The organism is Staphylococcus sp. AS1337 (assembly GCF_051408735.1).
Lineage (GTDB): Bacteria > Bacillota > Bacilli > Staphylococcales > Staphylococcaceae > Staphylococcus > Staphylococcus xylosus_B.
The window spans coordinates 161586-181065 of the sequence record NZ_JBOIHZ010000001.1 but is presented as its reverse complement, the minus strand read 5'-3'; the positions used below and the strand labels follow the sequence as shown (position 1 = coordinate 181065).

The window sequence follows — 19480 nt, the reverse complement described above, 5'->3', positions numbered from 1 at the left end:
CCAAATTTAAATTTTTACGTAAGCGTCAGATACTTTTTAAAAGTATGACTGCTTTTTCTAACAAGTTAATTATCTCTCCAAAATAAAGGTTTGTACAATATGTATTTTGCTATCAAATTGATAACTTATTAGTTATAGTTGGTATAATAATTAATCCAAGACAGTGAGGTTGTGTATAAAGTGAATGAAAAAGCATATTTAGAAGCCATATCAAAATTCGGAAGTATTTCACGTGCCGCAAGAAAATTGTATATTTCGCAACCTTATTTAAGTATGTTTATTAAAGGTATTGAAGCTGAACTTGGGGTTACTTTGATTGATAGAGAACAGAGTCCAATTACACTCACTTATGCAGGTGAGCGATATCTTTCATATATGAGTCAAATCGAAGCATTATATCAGAAGATGGAATATGAATTTCAAGAAATATCTGATTTAAAAAGAGGCCGACTGAAAATTGGGGTTAACCCAATGTTAGCTTCGCATAACCTTTACAACATACTACCTGAATTCATCAAAATAAACCCAGGTATTGAAGTAGAACTCATTGAAGATAACTCTAAGCATATTGAACAATTGTTAGAACAACAAGAGATAGATATCAGTTTAACGATTTTGCCAATTGATAATCAAAAAATTGATTATGAAATATTATATAGTGAGGATATTTATTTACTTATCCCTAATCAACATACGCTTATAAATAAATACGTTAACAATAATAATGAATACCCGTTCGCTTTTAATGAGTTAAATCACCAACGATTTATATTATTGAAATCAGATATGACGTTACGAAAATTAACAGATCGATTTTTTGATGATTATAAAATATCGCCTCGAATTGTAATGGAAACGATTAGTGTAGATAATGCGATGATGCTAGCGAGTGAAGGATTAGGAATGACATTTGTCCCAGAAAGCGTTAAAAGTAATAATAAACATAAGCATGCGCATTATTTTAAGCTTGACCCAATTCAATATAGTAATTCTATTGCAGTTGCTTATCATAAAGATGTAACACTCTCGAGAGCAGCTGATGCGTTCATAGAATTAGCACTGCAGACATTTAAAACACAGCCATAATTAAACAGATTTTTATGTATTTAACAAAAGGGTCTTTATTTTATTCATAAATAAACGTATAGGAAAGTTATTTCTAGAAAAATTAAAAAATGACTATAACACATAGAAATTATATGTATATGAGAAGAATGTGAGGGCAACTCGTTACTATCTAAAACATAACTTTGAAATTAAATCTAAAAATTTAGAAGAAACTCAAGAATATGAATACTTCATGGAATGGGCCAATGGTTGACATCTATGCCAAAGAAGTGTTTAATAAGTATGCTTATGATTACATCTTAAGGAGGGGTGGAATGGAAGAGAAGACGTTAGAGGTTTTTAAGAAAGGATCAAAGTTATTAAATATACTTCAAGATGAAAAACGTCAACAAATACTTGTTTTGTTATGCAGAGAAGAACAACTTACTGTGAATCAAATAACCGAACTATTGCCAATTTCACGTCCAGCAGTATCACATCATTTGAAATTAATGTATGAGGTTGGGTTATTGACAGTTAAACAAGAAGGCTTAGAAAGATATTATAGTTCTGATTTAGAAGACGCGTTACTTTGGCTCAAAGAGCTCACCACTTCTCTTGAAGAGAATATAAAAAACAAAGAAACTATATAAAAATTTTAGCTCATATGTTTATATGTTTAAACATATGGATAGTATAATACTATTATCCTCTTATAGAGAGAAAATTTTAATGTTGAAGGAGATTGTTAATTATGGTCAATAAAGTAGTTTTGGAACAAGCTGCTCAAGAATTTAGCGAGGCTAATAAACCGCATCCTCGTATTTATGAATTGGAACCTAAAGATGGTAGAGCCTTATTAGAAGAAGTGCAATCATCCCCAGTCGAAAAATACAATGTAGATATTGAAGATACAACATTTACAACTGAAAAATTTGGAGATGTGCCAGTGCGTTTTATACGTCCAGAAGGAATTAAAGATACACTACCTGTCATTTTCTATATACACGGTGCGGGTTGGGTATTCGGCAATGCTAAAACACACGATAAGTTAGTTAGAGAATTAGCCGTAAGAACGAATTCGGTCGTAGTCTTTCCAGAATATACACTTTCACCTGAGGCAAAGTACCCAACAGCAATTGAACAAAATTACGATATTCTACAACAATTAAAAGAAGTTGCAGAGGAGAAAAAACTTGATATCAATAAACTTACAGTTGCAGGGGACTCAGTAGGCGGTAATATGGCTACGGTTATGACAATTATGACTAAACAACGTAAAGGTTTAACAATTAACCAACAGTTACTATACTATCCAGTAACAAATGCTGAGTTTGATACTGAGTCATATAATCAATTTTCAGAAAATTATTATTTAACTAAAGAAGGTATGAAATGGTTTTGGGATCAATATACAACTGACCCTAATGAAAGATCAGAAATAACAGCTTCCCCCCTTCGAGCAGCAACAGAAGATTTAAAAGGGTTACCAAGTGCCATGGTTTTAAATGCTGAAGCTGATGTATTACGTGATGAAGGCGAAGCGTATGCGAATAAATTAAGAGAAGCTGGTGTAGAGGTAACACAAATGAGATTTCAAGGTATTATTCATGATTTTGTTATGGTAAATTCTATGGATCAAACGAATACGACACGCGCTGCTATGGATGTATCAATAAAATGGATTAACAAAAAGAATAATCAATAATAAAATCGCTAAATTATCATATTTAAGTGGATGTTATATAAAGTGAATCAATGAAGAGAATTGGTTCACTTTTTTTAGTAAAAAAGGAGATGTAGGCAATGCAAACGGTATTAGGAAGTAATGGACAAATTGGACAAGAAATAGCAAAGGAAATTTATAATAACTATACTAAACATATTCGATTAGTTGGCAGAAAGCCTAAAAAAATTCATGATACTGATGAATTAGTAGCAGCTGATTTAATGAACTACGAAGACACTTATAAAGCCGTTAAAGGAAGCGAAATTGTATATTTTGCTGTGGGTCTACCTGCTAATTCAGAAATGTGGGAAAATAAATTTCCTATAATTATGGAAAATGTAGTTAAAGCATGCCAAGAAACAAATACTAAGTTAGCATTTTTTGATAATACATATATGTATGAAAAAAACGCTGACGTTCAAGTAGAAAATAGTCCGTTTGTTCCAGTAGGTAGAAAATCACAAGTTCGTGCTAATATGGCTGAAATGTTGTTGTCAGCTATGAAAGACAAATCTATTGATGCACTTATTGGCCGAGCACCAGAATTTTATGGGCCTGGATTGACTCAAAGTATAACGAATTCTTTAGTATTTAATCGAGTGAAAAATGATAAACGAGCATTTGTTCCTATAAACGATTCTGTATTACGGACGCTTATTTGGACTCCGGATGCAAGTCGCGCTTTAGTACTATTAGGTAATACGCCTGATGCATATGGTGAAACTTGGCATTTACCGACCGATGACAGTATCACTTATAAAGAAATAATGAGTAAAGCAGAAAAAGTACTAGATAGAAAAATTAATTATACGATTGTACCGATGTTTCTATTTAAAATAGGGAGTTTATTTAACCAACAAGTTAAAGAGCTTACAGAGTTATTGCCAAGATATAAGTATGACAATGTCTTTAAATCTAACAAATTTAAGGAAAGTTTTCCTGAGTTTAAAGTTACAACATATGAAGAAGGTATTAGAAATATTTTAAAAGGAGATTAAAGTAATGAAAAAAATTATGATAGTTAATACAAGTACAGATTATTTTGAAGGCAGCAGTAAAGCGACAGGGCTATGGCTTGGGGAACTTGTTCATTTCTATGATTATTTTAACTCTAAAAATTATCAAATTGATTTATTTAATATTAACGGTGGGAGAACACCAATTGATCCGGTTAGTTTAAAACCTTTAATGCTAGATCGTGTGACAAAAAAATATTACAATAATGAAACTTTCATGGGCATGTTACGGAATTCAAAGTCTATAAAGGAAGCCAAACCTGATGAATATGATGTGATTTACTTTACTGGTGGGCATGGCGTCATGTTTGATTTTCCTAATAATGAACATATCCAACGTGCCATAAATGTTATATATAATCACGGTGGTATTGTTGCTGCTGTTTGCCATGGCATAGCCGCGTTACTGAATGTAAAAAATGAAAATGGCAGGTACTTTATTGATAATAAAGAAATAACTGGTTTTTCTAATACTGAAGAAATTTTAGCTAATCGTAAAAAAATCGTGCCATTTATGTTAGAGAGTGAAATAAAAAAACGTGAAGCTTATTATAATAAAGCTAAAGTACCATTTATTTCCTATGTTAAAGTTGATGATAGGTTGATTACAGGACAAAATCCACAATCACCAAAACAAGTAGCACAAGCAGTTGATAATATACTTAACAAGCATTAAGCTAAGCGAAATTTTGCTTAGCTTTTTAAAAAAACCATCTTAACAGTAAATTATTAAACGCAAATCGTCCCTTTGATGAAAGGGACAAAATATAAATACATTGTCAATCTGGAGTTAGAAGTTCTATCGCTGTGGGGATACTAGAATACAGAGGATTTACAAATATTGTGAACATGAAAGAAGGCTATCAAGCATTCCCAGCATTATTAAAATAATTTAAGATGTTAAGAAAAGAAATAGTATCTTTAAATAAGTATTATAGATGAAGCTTATTATTTTTATTTCAATAATCGTGACAATAATGGGTTATTTTTAAATTTAGGTATTATTTCTATGTAAATGTATGATGAAATAAAATTGCTTCACTATTTTTAATGGAGATGAAGATGACAAAGAATTTTCAGTAACAATAAAATTCATCTAAATTTATGTAATGGGACTTAATTACTTTATTAGTATACAAACTATAAATATTAGCAAGTAGGAGAGAACAGTATAATGTCTGTTCTCTCCTATTAATTTATTATATCTATTATTTATATCATCAAAGCAATAGATAAAGTAACATAATATAAATAATGTGAAAAATAACTTCCAAAATACAAAAGTTTGTTTATGAAACGAGTAAGAAAATCGTTAATTATTAAGTGTATTTTTTAGCTTCATTTTTTGATAATTATCTTTATCTAATTTACTAATATATAGTAGCAACAGTTAATAAAAATTTTTAGAAAGTAATGATAACCTACATTTTAAAGTTAAATTATACGTATTTCATTGATTAATTTCTCTTTATCACTTTCATTTAATTCGTTATCGCAGATTAATATATCAAGTTCGTTAAAATCACATATTTTTATAGTAACAGTTTTATTTAATTTACTACTGTCTGCTGTAAGATAATTAATTTTAGACATTTGTAATATTCTGCGACGTGTTTCAACTTCTTCTAAACTATAATCAGTCACTCCATTATTTGATGAAAAACCACTACAACAAATAAATGATTTTTCAATATTTAACCGATCAAAATTAAATAAAAAATCAAAACTTGTAATAGATTGTTCTGATTTACGCACTTTTCCTCCTATGCTAATTACTGTGTGACCTTGGTTTAATGTTTGTAACATTACGGGGATAGAATTAGTAATGATAGTTAGGTTCTCATGATAAGTTAAGTTTTTAGCAATCTGTAAAGTAGTAGAGCCACTATCTAAAAAGATACAATCTCCATTTTTAATTTCATTGGTTGCTTTTTTAGCAATCTCTTCTTTCTTAGCTAAGTTTAAAGATAAGCGTTGTTCAATCATTGATTCTCCATTTTGCTCTTTTTTGATACGGATGCCTCCATATTCTTTAGTAATCAAATCTTCTTTAGCTAATTTTTGAACATCTCTTCTTAATGTTTCCATAGAAATATCTAAATTTTCTTGTAACGATTTCAATTTCATAAAATCGTTTTCTTCAAGTACTTTAATTATTTTACGTCTTCTTTCAGTAGGTAACATAGTGGAATCCTCCTAAATTATATAGTAATATATTAAACAGTTGGTAATTAAGTAGTCAGCAATTAATCAACTTTTACATTTGTTTAACATGAGGTTAATAAACAATTTGTATACTTTTAGTATAGCAAATTGGAGGTGCTACATTGTTAGAATTAAAAAATGTTTCAAAAAAATATAAAACTAATGAAGTTCTAAATGATATTAACTTAGCTATCAATAATGGAGAAATCGTTAGTTTACTTGGCCCGAGTGGTTGTGGAAAAACAACATTATTAAATATGATTTTAGGTTTGACAGAAGTAAGTGCAGGAGAAATTATCTATAATAATGAAGTTATTCAAAATAAGCCAATGCACAAACGTGATTTTAATATTGTATTTCAAGATTATTGTTTGTTTCCACATTTAAATGCTTATGAAAATATTATTTATGGTTTAAAAAACTTGAAGAAAAATCCATATGATAAAAAGGTGACTGATTTAATAGAATTGCTCGAGCTTAGACCACATTTGTATAAAAAGATACATGAATTGTCAGGAGGACAAAAGCAACGTGTATCTATTGCAAGAACAATCGCTATGGAACCTAAAATTTTATTGATGGATGAACCGTTGAGCGCATTAGATGGTGTAATTAAAGAATCTATTAAAGATATGATTCAAAAAATAGCAAAAACACTAAATTTAACGACAATCATTGTAACCCATGACCCAGAGGAAGCCTTAACTATGGCTGATAAGGTGGTTGTAATAGAAAATGGAAAGGTAGCACAATTTGGTACGCCAGATAATATTATTAATGAACCGAAAAATAAATTTGTCGAACAATTTATTTTAGACCAGCTTAAAGTTAAAAGAAATCATATTTATCAACTATTTGGAGCATCCTATGGTGCCTAAAATTTATAGTCAGCGTATATTATTTACACTTATTATTTTATTTTTTCTTATATTTCTTGTTATACCTATTATTTTCTTATTAGGACGTTCAATTATCAGTGATGGTCAATTTAGCTTACATTATTATGATGATATTTTAAATAATAAAACTATAGTGACTTCATTATTTAATAGTATAAAAATATCGTTGTTAGCAGCTACTGTGACAACTATATTAGCTTTTTTTGCAGCTTATACAATTCATATGACACACGGAGCGAGCTGGATTAAAACATATAATAAAACAATGGTATTGTTACCAATGCTTGTACCGACAATTACATATGGTTTTATACTTATGTATCTATTTGGTAATGAGGGGATATTAGCTCGTATATTAGGTGATGCACCATTTACGATTTATGGTAAAAATGGTCTTTTTATTGGCTATGTAATCTACACATTACCAGCAGCCTATTTCATTATTTCAAATGCATTTAATTATGTAGACCATAGGTTTTATTATATTTCACTAATTATGAAAGATAATAGGTGGAGACGTTTCTATCATACATTATTAAGACCATTATTAATTCCGATTGCAAATGCTTTTGTATTGTCATTTATATTAAGTTTTACTGATTTTGGAATTCCGGCGTCGATAGGTGCGGATTATAACGTTATAGCAACCTCATTGTATCAAATGATTTTAGGATCTATACCTAAATTTGCAGAAGGTGCAGTAATTGCGGTACTAATGCTTATTCCAGCAGTCTCCGGCTTTATATTCTTGTCAGTGATAGAAAAATGGAATGTGAGACAGCAAGGAGATAACCATACCAGTGTCAAAAGACGACCAATTCATGACAATATTATGAATGGTGCGAATTTTATACTGAGCACTGTTATTTTATTAATATTCATGGTTATGTTTATCGTACCGTTTACAGAACGTTATCCGTATCAATTGAACTTTACATTGGCGCATGTAATCAAATTATTTCAAGATGATATTTTGATTCATATTTATATTCAAGCATTATTTGTAGCTGTAGCAACAGCAGTCTTTGGGACTATTATTAGTTTCTGTGGTGCGCTCATTACTGTGCGTACTCAATTATATGGAAAACAAGTGTTGAAAATGATGTCGATGGTTACGAATACCGTTCCAGGAATGATTTTAGGTCTTTCATATTTATTGTTTTTCCAAAATAGTAGCATTAAAGGCACATTTCTTATCATTATTTTGAGTATTGTAGTGCATTATTATACGACACCATTCTTAATGGCTAAGTCTGCGTTAGATAAGCTGAATCCCTCGTGGGATACAACAAGTACATTAATGCGAGATACTTGGATGCAGACAATATTCAAAATTATTATTCCTAACATGAAAACAACTATCGTAGAAATGGTTAATTATTATTTTATCAATGCAATGGTAACTATTAGTGGTGTGATCTTTTTAGTGTCGACATCGACACAAATCGTATCTACACAAATTAATCAGCTACAACACTTTAATCGTTTTGTAGATATCTTTATCCTCTCAATTTTGATTTTTCTTACTAATGTTATTGCACGACTGTTAACGAGTTGGTGGCTAAAGTCACAAAGTAGAAAAGGGGAGAGCTAAATGAAATGGAAACTGTTTGTTGGTGTATTACTATGCCTAATACTGTTATATTTTTCGTATTTTGGTCTTGGCTCATCTACCGATAAAGTCGTCATTGCAACGAATTCTGATGAAGAAGCCATTACTGTTATGGAAAAAACTTTAGACCAACATGGCTTTAAAGGAGAATATATTATTCAACCACATTCTACTGCCGAATTAGGAGGTAAAATGATTGCAGAAGGTAAAAATATTGAAGCAGATATTGTTACACAATCTTCTTATTACTTAGAAAGTGCGCAAGATAAAAATAACATGTTTATGTCAATGGAAGGAGAAAAACATACAAAGTCTATTGATTCCTTTCCTAATTATATAACTCCATTATTAGGAAACATGGGCTCCTTATTTGTGAATACTAAAGCGTTAGAAAAGCAAGGCTTACCTATTCCTAAAACAGTAAAAGATTTGACCCAACCTGAATACAAAAATCAAATTGCAATGCCAAATATTATGGAATCCTCAACCGGGTGGTTAGTCATTCAAAGCATTTTAGGACAATACGGTAATGACGAAGGTAGCAAAATTTTAGAAAAACTAATTGATAATACAGGACCTCATTTAGAAAGTTCAGGTTCAGGGCCACTTAAAAAAGTAGAGTCTGGGGAAGTAGCTGTTGGTATTGGATTAAGAGCCCAAGCCGTTAAATCTGAACAGAATGGAAATCCGATACACTTTATTGACCCTAAAGAAGGTAATTATTCACTAGTGGAAGCTGCAGCTGTAGTGAATAAGGGCGGTAAGAAACAACAGAAAGCACAGCAAATGGTTCAAACAATTCAACAACATGGCCGTGAAGATTTACTGAAAACATATCCAGTGCCTTTATACCAAGGGGAAGAAGTAGAGAAAGCTCATAAACCGAAACATCCTAAAAAATGGAACGAACGCTTAACGGTGAAATTATTAGAAAAACATCAAGAAATTTTTAACGATGCTAAAAAACAAGTAGAAAATAATTAAGGAGGCGTTTATTATGTCACAATATAAACTTTTAACACCAGGACCATTGACAACAACGGAAACAGTAAAAGCGCAAATGCTAGAAGATCGATGTACTTGGGACGTTGACTATAAAAGTCTAACACAGTCAATACGTCAAAAATTGTTAACAATAGGAATGACAGATCCGAGTAAGTATACGACAGTGTTACAACAAGGGAGCGGCAGTTTTGTAGTAGAGAGTGTACTACAGACAGCATTATCCGATGATGATCATATACTTATTATTAGCAATGGTGCGTATGGTGAAAGAATGGTTAAGATGGCGCAAGTAATGAAAAAAAGCGTTACTCCAGTCTATTTAGGATATAATGAAATACCAAATATCAATGAACTGAAGGAAATAATAGATAGTGACACATCAATTACACATATCGCATTTGTTCATTGTGAAACAACGACAGGTATCTTAAATCCAATCGAAGAAATATGCGAAATGGCTACTCAAAACAACTTGAAAGTTATTTTAGATGCAATGAGTAGTTTTGGCGGTGTCCCAATCAATATACAAGCATTAGATATTGACTATTTAATTAGTAGTGCTAATAAATGTATTCAAGGTGTGCCAGGATTTGGATTTGTTATCGCCAAACGAACATCATTAGAACTATGTGAAGGGAACGCGTCGAGTGTCTCCCTAGACCTTTATGATCAATGGAAAAATATGAATATAGATGGAAAGTGGCGTTTTACTTCACCTACACATGTAGTTGCTTCTTTTAGACAAGCAATCAGAGAATTAGAAGAAGAAGGTGGCGTAGTACAGAGATATCAACGCTATCAAAGTAACAATACGTATATTATTAATGAAATGAAAAAAATGGGATTTGAACCTTATGTTAAAAGTACAGTACAATCACCAATTATTACTACATTTTTATATCCCAATGAGTCATTTGATTTTAAAGATTTCTATGAATATATGAAGCATCGAAATTTCGTACTATATCCGGGTAAGTTGATGAATAAACCTTCATTTAGAATTGGTAATATTGGGGATTTACATCGAAATGACTTTGAATTAATGATTAAACTAATAAAACAATATCGAATAATGAAAGGGGAATAAATATGACTAAAATCAAAGGAATTATATTCGATTGGGCTGGTACTACAGTTGACTTTGGTTGTTTTGCACCTGTAAATGTATTTATAGATATTTTTAAAGAAGCCGAAGTAACAGTGACAATAGACGAAGCTCGTGAACCAATGGGTATGTTAAAAAGAGATCATATTCAAACTATGTTAGAAATGCCAAGAATACAACAATTGTGGCAAAAACAATACGGAAAATCACATAACGAACAAGACATAGATAATTTATATAATCAATTTGAAAAGCTATTAATGAAGAATCTAAAATCATTTACTGATCCAATAATTAATGTGACTGAAGTCATAGACGACCTTCGAGACAAAGGATATGTTATTGGGTCTACAACAGGATATACAAGAGAAATGATGAAAATAGTGAGTTCAGCTGCGAAAGAAAAGGGATATGCACCTGACCATATTGTAACAGCTGATGATGTGGGAGGATACGGTAGACCGTATCCATATATGATTTTTGAAAATATGCGCCAACTCGAATTACAATCGGTTCATGAAGTAATAAAAGTAGGAGATACTGTATCCGATATCAAAGAAGCAGTTAATAGTGGTATTACAGCAGTGGGTATTATTAAAGGCAGCTCGGTTGTTGGATTAAGAGAAAATGAGTGGAATAATTTAAATAAAGAGGAAAAAAATAAAATTATAGAAGAAACAAAACAAAAATTCATAGCTAATGGGGCAGATTACGTATTACAAGATATAACAGAATTACCGCTATTATTAGCAGAATTAAATAAAAAAGAATAAAACATTAAAGATATTCCTTATTTACTAAAATGGTCTCAAATATAGGATGTAAAATAAAGACGCTTTCGTTGAATTCATCTTCAGGATGAATTTATTCGGAGGTGTTTTTTTATGAAAATTATCGAATTCACTAACATCTGGGAATAAATTACTTCCTCTTGAAGTATTCAACATTTTTAAACTAAGTATTATGGGTTTAATAACGATTTTTATTAAAAAATAAAATTATAAAGAATATAATAGAATTACTTTAATATGTGTATTTTTCTATTAATCATCGATTATGTTAATAAAAAGTGACTATTAAATGATTGAGGAATAGATGAAATTGTTTTTATATTTAACGCTTTAATTATACCCTGTAAGGGTATATAATGTTATGATAATTAAAAGTATGAAGTTAAGGAGGTTTTAATTTGTCAAACCATGAACATCATGATCATTATGACAACCCTGACCATCATAGTGATCACGAACATCACCATCATGGTGAGTTTAAAGTTAAATTCTTTGTCTCATTAATTTTTGCGATACCTATCATTGTTTTATCACCAATGATGGGAGTTAAATTACCATTTCAATTCACATTTTCAGGTTCTGAATGGGTGGTGTTAATACTTGCTACAATTTTATTCTTTTATGGCGGTAAACCATTCTTAATTGGCGGAAAAGATGAACTTAAAGTTAAAAAACCAGGAATGATGACACTAGTTGCTTTAGGAATTTCGGTAGCTTACATTTATAGCTTGTATGCTTTTTATATGAATAACATTAGTAGTACACCAGATCATACAATGGACTTTTTCTGGGAATTAGCTACATTAATTTTAATTATGTTATTAGGTCATTGGGTTGAAATGAATGCGGTAGGAAATGCTGGAGATACATTGAAGAAAATGGCAGAGCTTTTACCTAATAGTGCTTTTAAAGTAACGGATAATGGTCAACGTGTAGAAATTAAAATATCAGACATCGTCATTGGTGATATCGTTGAAGTGAGAGCTGGAGAAAGTTTTCCTTCAGATGGAATTATCGTTCAAGGTCAAACATTTGTAGATGAATCATTAGTCACAGGGGAATCTAAAAAAATACAAAAAAACCCTAATGACTATGTTATTGGTGGTTCTACTAATGGATCAAGAACTATACAGGTTGAAGTTACAGCTGTAGGTGAAGATGGTTACCTTTCCCAAGTGATGGAGCTTGTTAATCAAGCGCAAAATGATAAATCAAAAGCTGAGTTATTATCAGATAAAGTAGCTGGTTATTTGTTCTATTTTGCGGTAAGTATTGGTCTGATTGCATTTATCGCGTGGATGTTTATTCAAAATAATATTGATTTCGCATTAGAACGCCTAGTAACTGTATTAGTAATTGCTTGTCCCCATGCATTAGGCTTAGCAATACCTTTAGTAACTGCTCGTTCTACTTCGATAGCTGCCCATAATGGTTTAATCATTAAAAAAAGAGAGGCTGTAGAACTAGCACAATATATAGACTATGTAATGATGGATAAAACCGGTACACTTACAGAAGGAAATTTTTCAGTTAATCATTTTGAAAGTTTGCAAGTTGACTTGAGTGACGATGCAGTAATAAGTCTGTTTGCATCATTAGAAAGCCAATCTAATCACCCGTTAGCAATAGGTATTGTAGACTTTGCGACAGAGAAAAACATTTCTTACGTTGAACCTCAGGATGTGAATAATATTTCAGGTGTAGGGTTAGAAGGCATAGTTGATAATAAAAAGTACAAAATTACAAATGTTTCTTATCTTGATAAATATGAATTTGATTATGACAAAGACTTGTTTACAACATTAGCTCAACAAGGTAATTCCATTAGTTATTTAATTGATGAACAACAAGTTATTGGTATCATCGCGCAAGGAGATAAAATTAAAGTAAGTTCTAAACAGATGGTAGCTGATTTATTATCCAGAAATATCACACCAGTCATGCTAACAGGCGATAATAAAGAAGTAGCACATGTTGTTGCCAAAGAATTAGGTATCAATGATGTACACGCACAATTAATGCCAGAAGATAAAGAGAGTATCATTAAAGATTATCAAAGTAATGGTAAGAAAGTAATGATGATTGGTGATGGTATCAATGATGCTCCTAGTCTTATAAGAGCTGACATTGGTATAGCAATTGGTGCAGGTACAGATGTTGCCATTGAGTCAGGTGATATTATTCTTGTTAAAAGTAATCCATCTGATATTATCCATTTCTTGACGCTTTCAAAAAACACCATGAGAAAGATGATTCAAAATTTATGGTGGGGTGCAGGATATAATATTATAGCTGTACCCTTAGCCGCTGGTATTTTGGCTTTTATAGGTTTAATTCTCTCTCCAGCTGTAGGAGCAGTGTTAATGTCACTAAGTACAGTTATCGTTGCAATTAACGCCTTCACGCTAAAATTAAAATAGTAGATAGGAGTTTTTATCATGATTAAAAAAGCGACTTTTCTTATATTAGCATCAATTTTAGTATTATCTGCTTGCTCAAATAGCAAGGAACAAAACGAAGAATCTAAAGACCAAAAACATGAAAGCCACATGAATCATAATAGTGAAAGTAAAGCTCTAGAGGATATGACATCAACTAAGAAAGGGAAGTTTAAACCAGGAGATAAAGTGACTATAACAAAAGCTCATATGCCAGGCATGAAAAGCGCAGAAGCTACAGTTAAAGGTGCCTACAAAACGCATGCTTATGTTGTCAGTTATAAACCTACAAATGGGGATGAAAAAATAAATAATCATAAATGGGTCGTAAATGAAGAAATTAAAGATGCTCCTGAAAAAGGGTTCGAAAAAGGCGATACAGTTAAATTAGAAGGTGATCATATGGATGGTATGAAGGGTGCACAGGCTAAAATAGATGATGTAAAAAACACAACTGTCTACATGTTAGATTATAAATCGACAAAAAATAATAAGATGGTTAAAAATCATAAATGGATGATAGGTGATGAACTAAAACCTCGTTAAATATAATATTAACATCTATAATTAAATGTTTAAGAATATACTTTTGAAAATAGATGATTGAAAATAAAATAACCTATTTTTATACCTATAAATTAATTTAACCAACAATATAATATTTTTCATTTTTGACACAGAACCTCTTAATTATAAATTAAGAGGTTCTTTAGTTATTTATGCCTATAGTTGGTCGTATCCCTTACGTGACCATAAAGAATAAGAAATTAATTCTTTGTGTGACAAATAAAAAATTACAGTAGAAGAAATTGCTAAACAAACTAGAGTAATTAGACCAACTGTGTATAGGTTACTAAAATAATATATTTTCTATAATTAAAAAATTAAGCTCTTCCAACTATAAATAATGCAATTTTCTTAGCTAATGCTTCCTTCTCTATCGTGCTATTACTATCAGCTAACTGTAATGCGGCTTCATGAACCATTTGTGAAAAAATAGGCACAAATATTTCTTTTTCATTATCTTCATAAATACCTTTTAAACTTTTTGTTAAAACATTATTCAACTCGCTTAGTATTTTTTCTCTCATTTGCGGTAATGCTAATCCAGCATAGCTACTTCTGCATTCAATATTAGGTTCTTTATAAAAATCATGAACTGCTAAAATGAGTTGACTTATATTTTCTTGATTAAAAATCATAGTTTCCGAAACATAGTTCTCAATAGAAACCGTAGCAAAATCTTCCATAACATAGTCGATTAAGTCATATTTATCTTCAAAGTGGGCATAAAATGTTGCTCTATTTACTTTAGCCCCTTTTGTGATATCTGCTATTGTTATTTTCTCAAAATCTTTTTTATCTACTAAACTAAAAAAGGCATTAATCAATGATTGTTTCGTATGTGTCATTCTCAAATTTTTTACTTTTTCTGCCATTTGAATTATCTCCTCAACAATTAAAGTTATTGTTGCTATAGCAACATTCAAGTATGGTTTGTTGATTGTTATATCACGTTATTAACTGTATATTTTACTTAAAGCAACACTTTGTTGTTTTAATATATCATAGACAAGGAGCTACTTAAAATGAAAACATTAGTCATTGTAGGCGCAGGTACTGGTTTAGGACTATCTATAGCTAAAAAATTTGGCGCTGAAGGATTTAGAGTAGCAACTATTTCTCGAAATGCTGAGAAATTAAAAGTTATTCAAGAAGATCTGAGTAATTTAAACATTGAGACAAAAACTTATATAGCAGATATCACAGACTTGGAAGCCTTAAAACAATCTATCCAAACAATTAAAATTGAGTTTGGTTCAATTGATGTCATAGAGTTTAGCCCTTACGCCAAAGAAGATAAATTTACAAATATATTAGAAACTACACCAGATAGTGTATCAGAAATGTTAAAAACTTATCTATTCCCATCAATTCAGTTAGTTAACGAAGTTTTACCAGATATGATAAATAAAGGAGAGGGGGCAATTCTATTTACAACAGGTGTATCTACAATATTCCCTTTACCTTTTGCTGGAAACGCTGGAATTATAGGCGCTGGCTTACGTAATTATGCTGAAAACCTCTACTCTCAGCTGGAAGATAAAGGCATATTTATCAGACATCTTTCAATAGGAACAATGATAGATCCTGGAACAGTAGGAGACCCAAATTTGATTGCGGAGGCTTGGTATAATTTATATAGTCAAAAAGAAAAATTTGAAGAGACCTTTCCAAAAGGTCTTAAACAATCTGATATTTCCTAATTAGTGTACCGTAATTAAATGATCAAATTTTATTTTTATATTAATTAAACGTTTTTATGTTTTACTATGTTATGAAGTTATAGAACATTTATCAAGGAACTAATATAAACGCACTAACCCCTCACTATTGCTAGTAGTGAGGGGATTTTGTAGGTGTGGCTAAACGTCTTTTTCATTATACTTGTATAGTCAATACGTATATGTCGCAATAATATAATCGGCATAAGGGTTTTCAACATAGATAATATCTCATCTCAGGGGTAAATTGGCCCCTGAGAGAAAAGCAACTACATTATTTAACAATTTGTGAATGTATTAGTATCGTAATTTCCTTAAGTTAATATATGTTAAATAGAATGTACAACTTCACTGTTGCATATAGTCATTTCAATTAAATCATCATTCAATACTACGTTGGTGTCTAGTGGGTTTTTGTTTAATATTACAAAGTCAGCTACGTTACCTTTTTTAATAGCTCCTTCGTAATCATCCGTATTATTCAATTTAGCAGCATCTATAGTCATTTTTTTATATGCTTCACTACGTGTTAAACGTTGGTTTTCACCTAAAACTTTCCCGTTTTTTGTGATCCTATTAACTGCAATTTGAATTGATTCTAAAGGAGAAATAGGTGTAACAGGTGCATCTGTATGAATTGTGAATGTCATATTTGCATCTTCAGCCCATCTTAATGGATCTAAATTTTGTGCTTTCTCTTCACCTAAAAATACATCACGGTGTAAATCTCCAAAATAATATACATGATTGATAAAGAAAGAACCACCAATATTGTGTTCAGCCATTTCTTTAATATCATCCTGTGTGACTGTTTGTAGATGTTCAATACGATTTAATAAAGGTGTTTTTTTATAATCAGCTGTAGCTTTATAAGCGTTAATGACTGACTTAGCAGCAAAATCACCATTAGCATGCGTCACGATGTTAAATCCTAATTTTTGAAAATGTTTAAATATATCAATCAGTTTGTTGTTACTCATTAATGGTGCAGGCGCTTCACTGCCATCTAAGTATTTATTACGAATTGATGCAGTTTGTAATTGTATAGAGCCATCGCTAAAACATTTAACTCCTCCTAAATGTCCCATACCATTACTTATATTATTTAACTTTTCTTCAATTTCGTTAGCATGAATATTTTTTAAATTGTGATTTTGTTCTAATAACTCATGACTTAACATCCAACGTGTGCGAATTCTCTGAGGAGACTCCAAAAATTTAAGTACTCCCTCATAATCTATATATCCTCTACTACCAATTAATAAATCAGATGTACTAGTTATACCACTTTTAACATAGTCATCTACAGCTAAATTCATTGTATAGATAGTATCTTCTGGTTTAGCCTCAGGTAAAGCACGTTGTAATTTTGCAGTTGCTGGAATTTCAATTAATACACCATTAACTTTGCCATGTTGGTCACGCTCATAGTAGCCACCCTCAGGATCTGGGTCATCCAAACTAACACCCATATACTCTAAAGCTTTTGTATTAACAGTAGCCATATGCCCCGAATAGTGCATAACGCATATAGCAACATCTTCTGAAATTTTATCTAAATCAAAGCGATTAGGATGTCTTTGTTCTTCTAATGATTTTTCATTATAACCGAAGCCCATAACCCAACCTTTTTTGTACAAATTTTCTTTTTGTACTTTGAATTGCTGAATTAATTCATCTATATTCGAAATTTTATTTGCAGAACAATCTACCATTGTTTTTGTAGTACCATATGCTGTGGGATGACTATGAGTGTCAATAAAACCTGGTGTAATCCATTTTTCTTCTAAATCAAGTGCCTCACTATCTTTTATAATTGAATCTTGGGAGATAATTTGATCAATATACCCATCTTTTAAATACAATGTAGCAAGATAAGGCTTGTTATCTATCATATCTAAAATATTTGCATTAACTATCTTTGAAATTTCCATTTATAAAACCTCCTGTTTTTTTACTATTAGAAACTCATTGAATACCTTATTCTTAAAACAAAAATTTTTCAACATTTTGTAATTTACTATTTACACTAATACCGAAAAGCTATGCTGAAAAATTTATTATTTTAATATATTGAGTTTTATTTTTTTCATTTTAAAAACTTAATCTGTAATATTGTTGAGTGTTCTAATAAAAGTACTTTTAAAAAAGTATAATTATGAAAGGGAAAGGTATAATTGAAATTCAAAGAATTTATAAAAACAAAAGGTGCTAAAGGAGCAATATTTATGGGTGTCTTTTATGCCTTGTTTTTGCCAGGATATAAAGCTATGCCTGGAAATATTAATAAACTCCCTATTGCTATAATTAATGATGATAATGGAAATTATGGAGATCAAATCTCAAAACAATTAAATAAAAGCTTACCGTTTAATAATATTAATAAAAACATTACTTACGTAGAAGCAAATAATAAACTAATGCATAATAAGTTAAACCTTATAATTCATATCCCTAAAGACTTTTCAAAAAATTTAATCTCTAAAAAAGACACCCCTGGCTTAAATTTTAAAATAAACGATGCATCTCCCACAATGATCAGTCAATCAATGGATTCAATTGGCAAAGAAATCAATACTCAATTAAGTAATCAATTTTCTAACCAAACTACTAACTCAGGATTAAAACAGATGAAAATTCCAGAAAAACAAGTGCATGGATTAATTAACCAAATTAATAATTCATATTCTGGCGACATTTCTCATATTAATCAAATGTCCCCAAACATGAATTATAAAATGTTGCCTATGTTTTTAACATCAGCTGTTTATATCGGATCAATGATTGGTGCCATGCAATTAGTTAGTGCGTTTAAAGAAAATCGCCACAAAACTAGTAACATAAAAATATTTGTTTATGTTCAATTGACTGCGGTAATGATTGGATTGGCAGCGTCTTTAATCGCGTTAGGAATTACATATCTAGTTAACGACTTAGATATTAGTAACTTTTTTAGTATTTTTGCTCAAACAATGTCAAACTATTGGGTTTCCTTTAACTTTACTGCAATAATAATATTTTTAATTGGATCAACAGGTATGATTGTAAATATACCTATTTTATTAATACAAACAATCTCGAATGGCGCCACAATGAGCCGTGACATGATGCCTGCTTTATATAATTGGATGAGTTACATTTCCCCGATGTATTATTCTGTTCAAGGACATTTTGCAAATATTTTTGGCAACATTTCACAAATGACTTATATTTTCTCAATGATAGCTATCGGGTTAATTTCAACGTTAATTAATATCTTCATCGTAACTCTTGCTTCTAAAAAAGAAAACAAAGAGACCATTAAAAATTATAAAAGTTTAAATCCAGCAATGGAAAACGAATAAAAGT

The 19480-nt window shown here is 30.8% G+C and carries 17 protein-coding genes and 1 pseudogene; 15 read left to right on the top strand and 3 right to left on the bottom strand.

Annotation, left to right across the window (positions count from 1 at the left end):
• Positions 1-180: 180 nt before the first annotated feature.
• The 6 genes and pseudogenes from ACSUE0_RS00845 to ACSUE0_RS00820 all read left to right on the top strand — a co-directional run.
• A complete protein-coding gene (locus ACSUE0_RS00845; protein ID WP_436955617.1) occupies positions 181-1086 on the top strand; it encodes a LysR family transcriptional regulator in 906 nt (301 codons plus the stop codon).
• Between the two features lie 296 nt (positions 1087-1382).
• A complete protein-coding gene (locus ACSUE0_RS00840) occupies positions 1383-1700 on the top strand; it encodes an ArsR/SmtB family transcription factor (RefSeq protein ID WP_026113474.1) in 318 nt (105 codons plus the stop codon).
• Positions 1701-1801: 101 nt separating this feature from the next.
• On the top strand, positions 1802-2755 hold the full coding sequence (locus ACSUE0_RS00835; RefSeq protein ID WP_119614722.1) for an alpha/beta hydrolase: 954 nt from the start codon (positions 1802-1804) through the stop codon (positions 2753-2755).
• 98 nt (positions 2756-2853) lie between these two features.
• Positions 2854-3774, top strand: a complete 921-nt coding sequence (locus ACSUE0_RS00830) for an NAD-dependent epimerase/dehydratase family protein (protein ID WP_436955614.1) — start codon at positions 2854-2856, stop codon at positions 3772-3774.
• Positions 3775-3778: 4 nt separating this feature from the next.
• Positions 3779-4468, top strand: coding sequence for a type 1 glutamine amidotransferase domain-containing protein (locus ACSUE0_RS00825; RefSeq protein WP_436955612.1), 690 nt, complete (start codon positions 3779-3781; stop codon positions 4466-4468).
• A gap of 41 nt (positions 4469-4509) precedes the next feature.
• Positions 4510-4683 (top strand): annotated as a pseudogene (locus tag ACSUE0_RS00820) (rhodanese-like domain-containing protein); the annotation flags it as partial.
• A gap of 543 nt (positions 4684-5226) precedes the next feature.
• Here ACSUE0_RS00820 and ACSUE0_RS00815 read toward each other — a convergent pair.
• Positions 5227-5976, bottom strand: coding sequence for a DeoR/GlpR family DNA-binding transcription regulator (locus ACSUE0_RS00815; protein WP_436955610.1), 750 nt, complete (start codon positions 5974-5976; stop codon positions 5227-5229).
• 143 nt (positions 5977-6119) lie between these two features.
• On the opposite strand from ACSUE0_RS00815, the gene ACSUE0_RS00810 reads away from it, so the two are divergent.
• From ACSUE0_RS00810 to ACSUE0_RS00780, 7 genes are all read left to right on the top strand, one after another.
• The gene (locus tag ACSUE0_RS00810) at positions 6120-6875 is read left to right on the top strand and encodes an ABC transporter ATP-binding protein (protein WP_436955608.1); all 756 of its coding nucleotides are present in this window, start codon (positions 6120-6122) and stop codon (positions 6873-6875) included.
• Positions 6865-8490, top strand: coding sequence for an ABC transporter permease subunit (locus tag ACSUE0_RS00805; RefSeq protein ID WP_436955606.1), 1626 nt, complete (start codon positions 6865-6867; stop codon positions 8488-8490). The genes ACSUE0_RS00810 and ACSUE0_RS00805 overlap by 11 nt, the downstream gene beginning before the upstream one ends.
• Positions 8491-9492 (top strand): extracellular solute-binding protein, encoded by a 1002-nt coding sequence (locus ACSUE0_RS00800; protein WP_436955605.1) that lies wholly within the window; start codon positions 8491-8493, stop codon positions 9490-9492.
• 13 nt (positions 9493-9505) lie between these two features.
• Entirely contained in the window at positions 9506-10600 is a 1095-nt protein-coding gene (gene phnW / locus ACSUE0_RS00795) for a 2-aminoethylphosphonate--pyruvate transaminase (protein ID WP_436955603.1), read from the top strand.
• A gap of 2 nt (positions 10601-10602) precedes the next feature.
• Complete coding sequence (phnX, locus tag ACSUE0_RS00790) at positions 10603-11391, top strand: phosphonoacetaldehyde hydrolase (protein ID WP_436955601.1); 789 nt, start codon at positions 10603-10605, stop codon at positions 11389-11391.
• Positions 11392-11807: 416 nt separating this feature from the next.
• Positions 11808-13829 (top strand): heavy metal translocating P-type ATPase, encoded by a 2022-nt coding sequence (locus tag ACSUE0_RS00785; protein WP_436955600.1) that lies wholly within the window; start codon positions 11808-11810, stop codon positions 13827-13829.
• A gap of 18 nt (positions 13830-13847) precedes the next feature.
• Complete coding sequence (locus ACSUE0_RS00780; RefSeq protein ID WP_436955599.1) at positions 13848-14393, top strand: YdhK family protein; 546 nt, start codon at positions 13848-13850, stop codon at positions 14391-14393.
• A 338-nt stretch (positions 14394-14731) separates the two neighbouring features.
• On the opposite strand, the gene ACSUE0_RS00775 is transcribed toward ACSUE0_RS00780, so the two are convergent.
• Positions 14732-15286 (bottom strand): TetR/AcrR family transcriptional regulator, encoded by a 555-nt coding sequence (locus ACSUE0_RS00775; protein ID WP_436955597.1) that lies wholly within the window; start codon positions 15284-15286, stop codon positions 14732-14734.
• 150 nt (positions 15287-15436) lie between these two features.
• Between ACSUE0_RS00775 and ACSUE0_RS00770 the strand changes: the two genes are divergently transcribed.
• Positions 15437-16114 carry an SDR family NAD(P)-dependent oxidoreductase gene (locus tag ACSUE0_RS00770; RefSeq protein ID WP_436955595.1) on the top strand — a complete coding sequence of 226 codons (678 nt, stop codon included), beginning with the start codon at positions 15437-15439 and terminating at the stop codon, positions 16112-16114.
• A gap of 347 nt (positions 16115-16461) precedes the next feature.
• Here ACSUE0_RS00770 and ACSUE0_RS00765 read toward each other — a convergent pair whose 3' ends face one another.
• The gene (locus ACSUE0_RS00765; RefSeq protein WP_436955593.1) at positions 16462-18066 is read right to left on the bottom strand and encodes an amidohydrolase; all 1605 of its coding nucleotides are present in this window, start codon (positions 18064-18066) and stop codon (positions 16462-16464) included.
• Positions 18067-18309: 243 nt separating this feature from the next.
• Between ACSUE0_RS00765 and ACSUE0_RS00760 the strand changes: the two genes are divergently transcribed.
• The gene (locus ACSUE0_RS00760; RefSeq protein ID WP_436955591.1) at positions 18310-19476 is read left to right on the top strand and encodes a YhgE/Pip domain-containing protein; all 1167 of its coding nucleotides are present in this window, start codon (positions 18310-18312) and stop codon (positions 19474-19476) included.
• Positions 19477-19480: the final 4 nt, after the last annotated feature.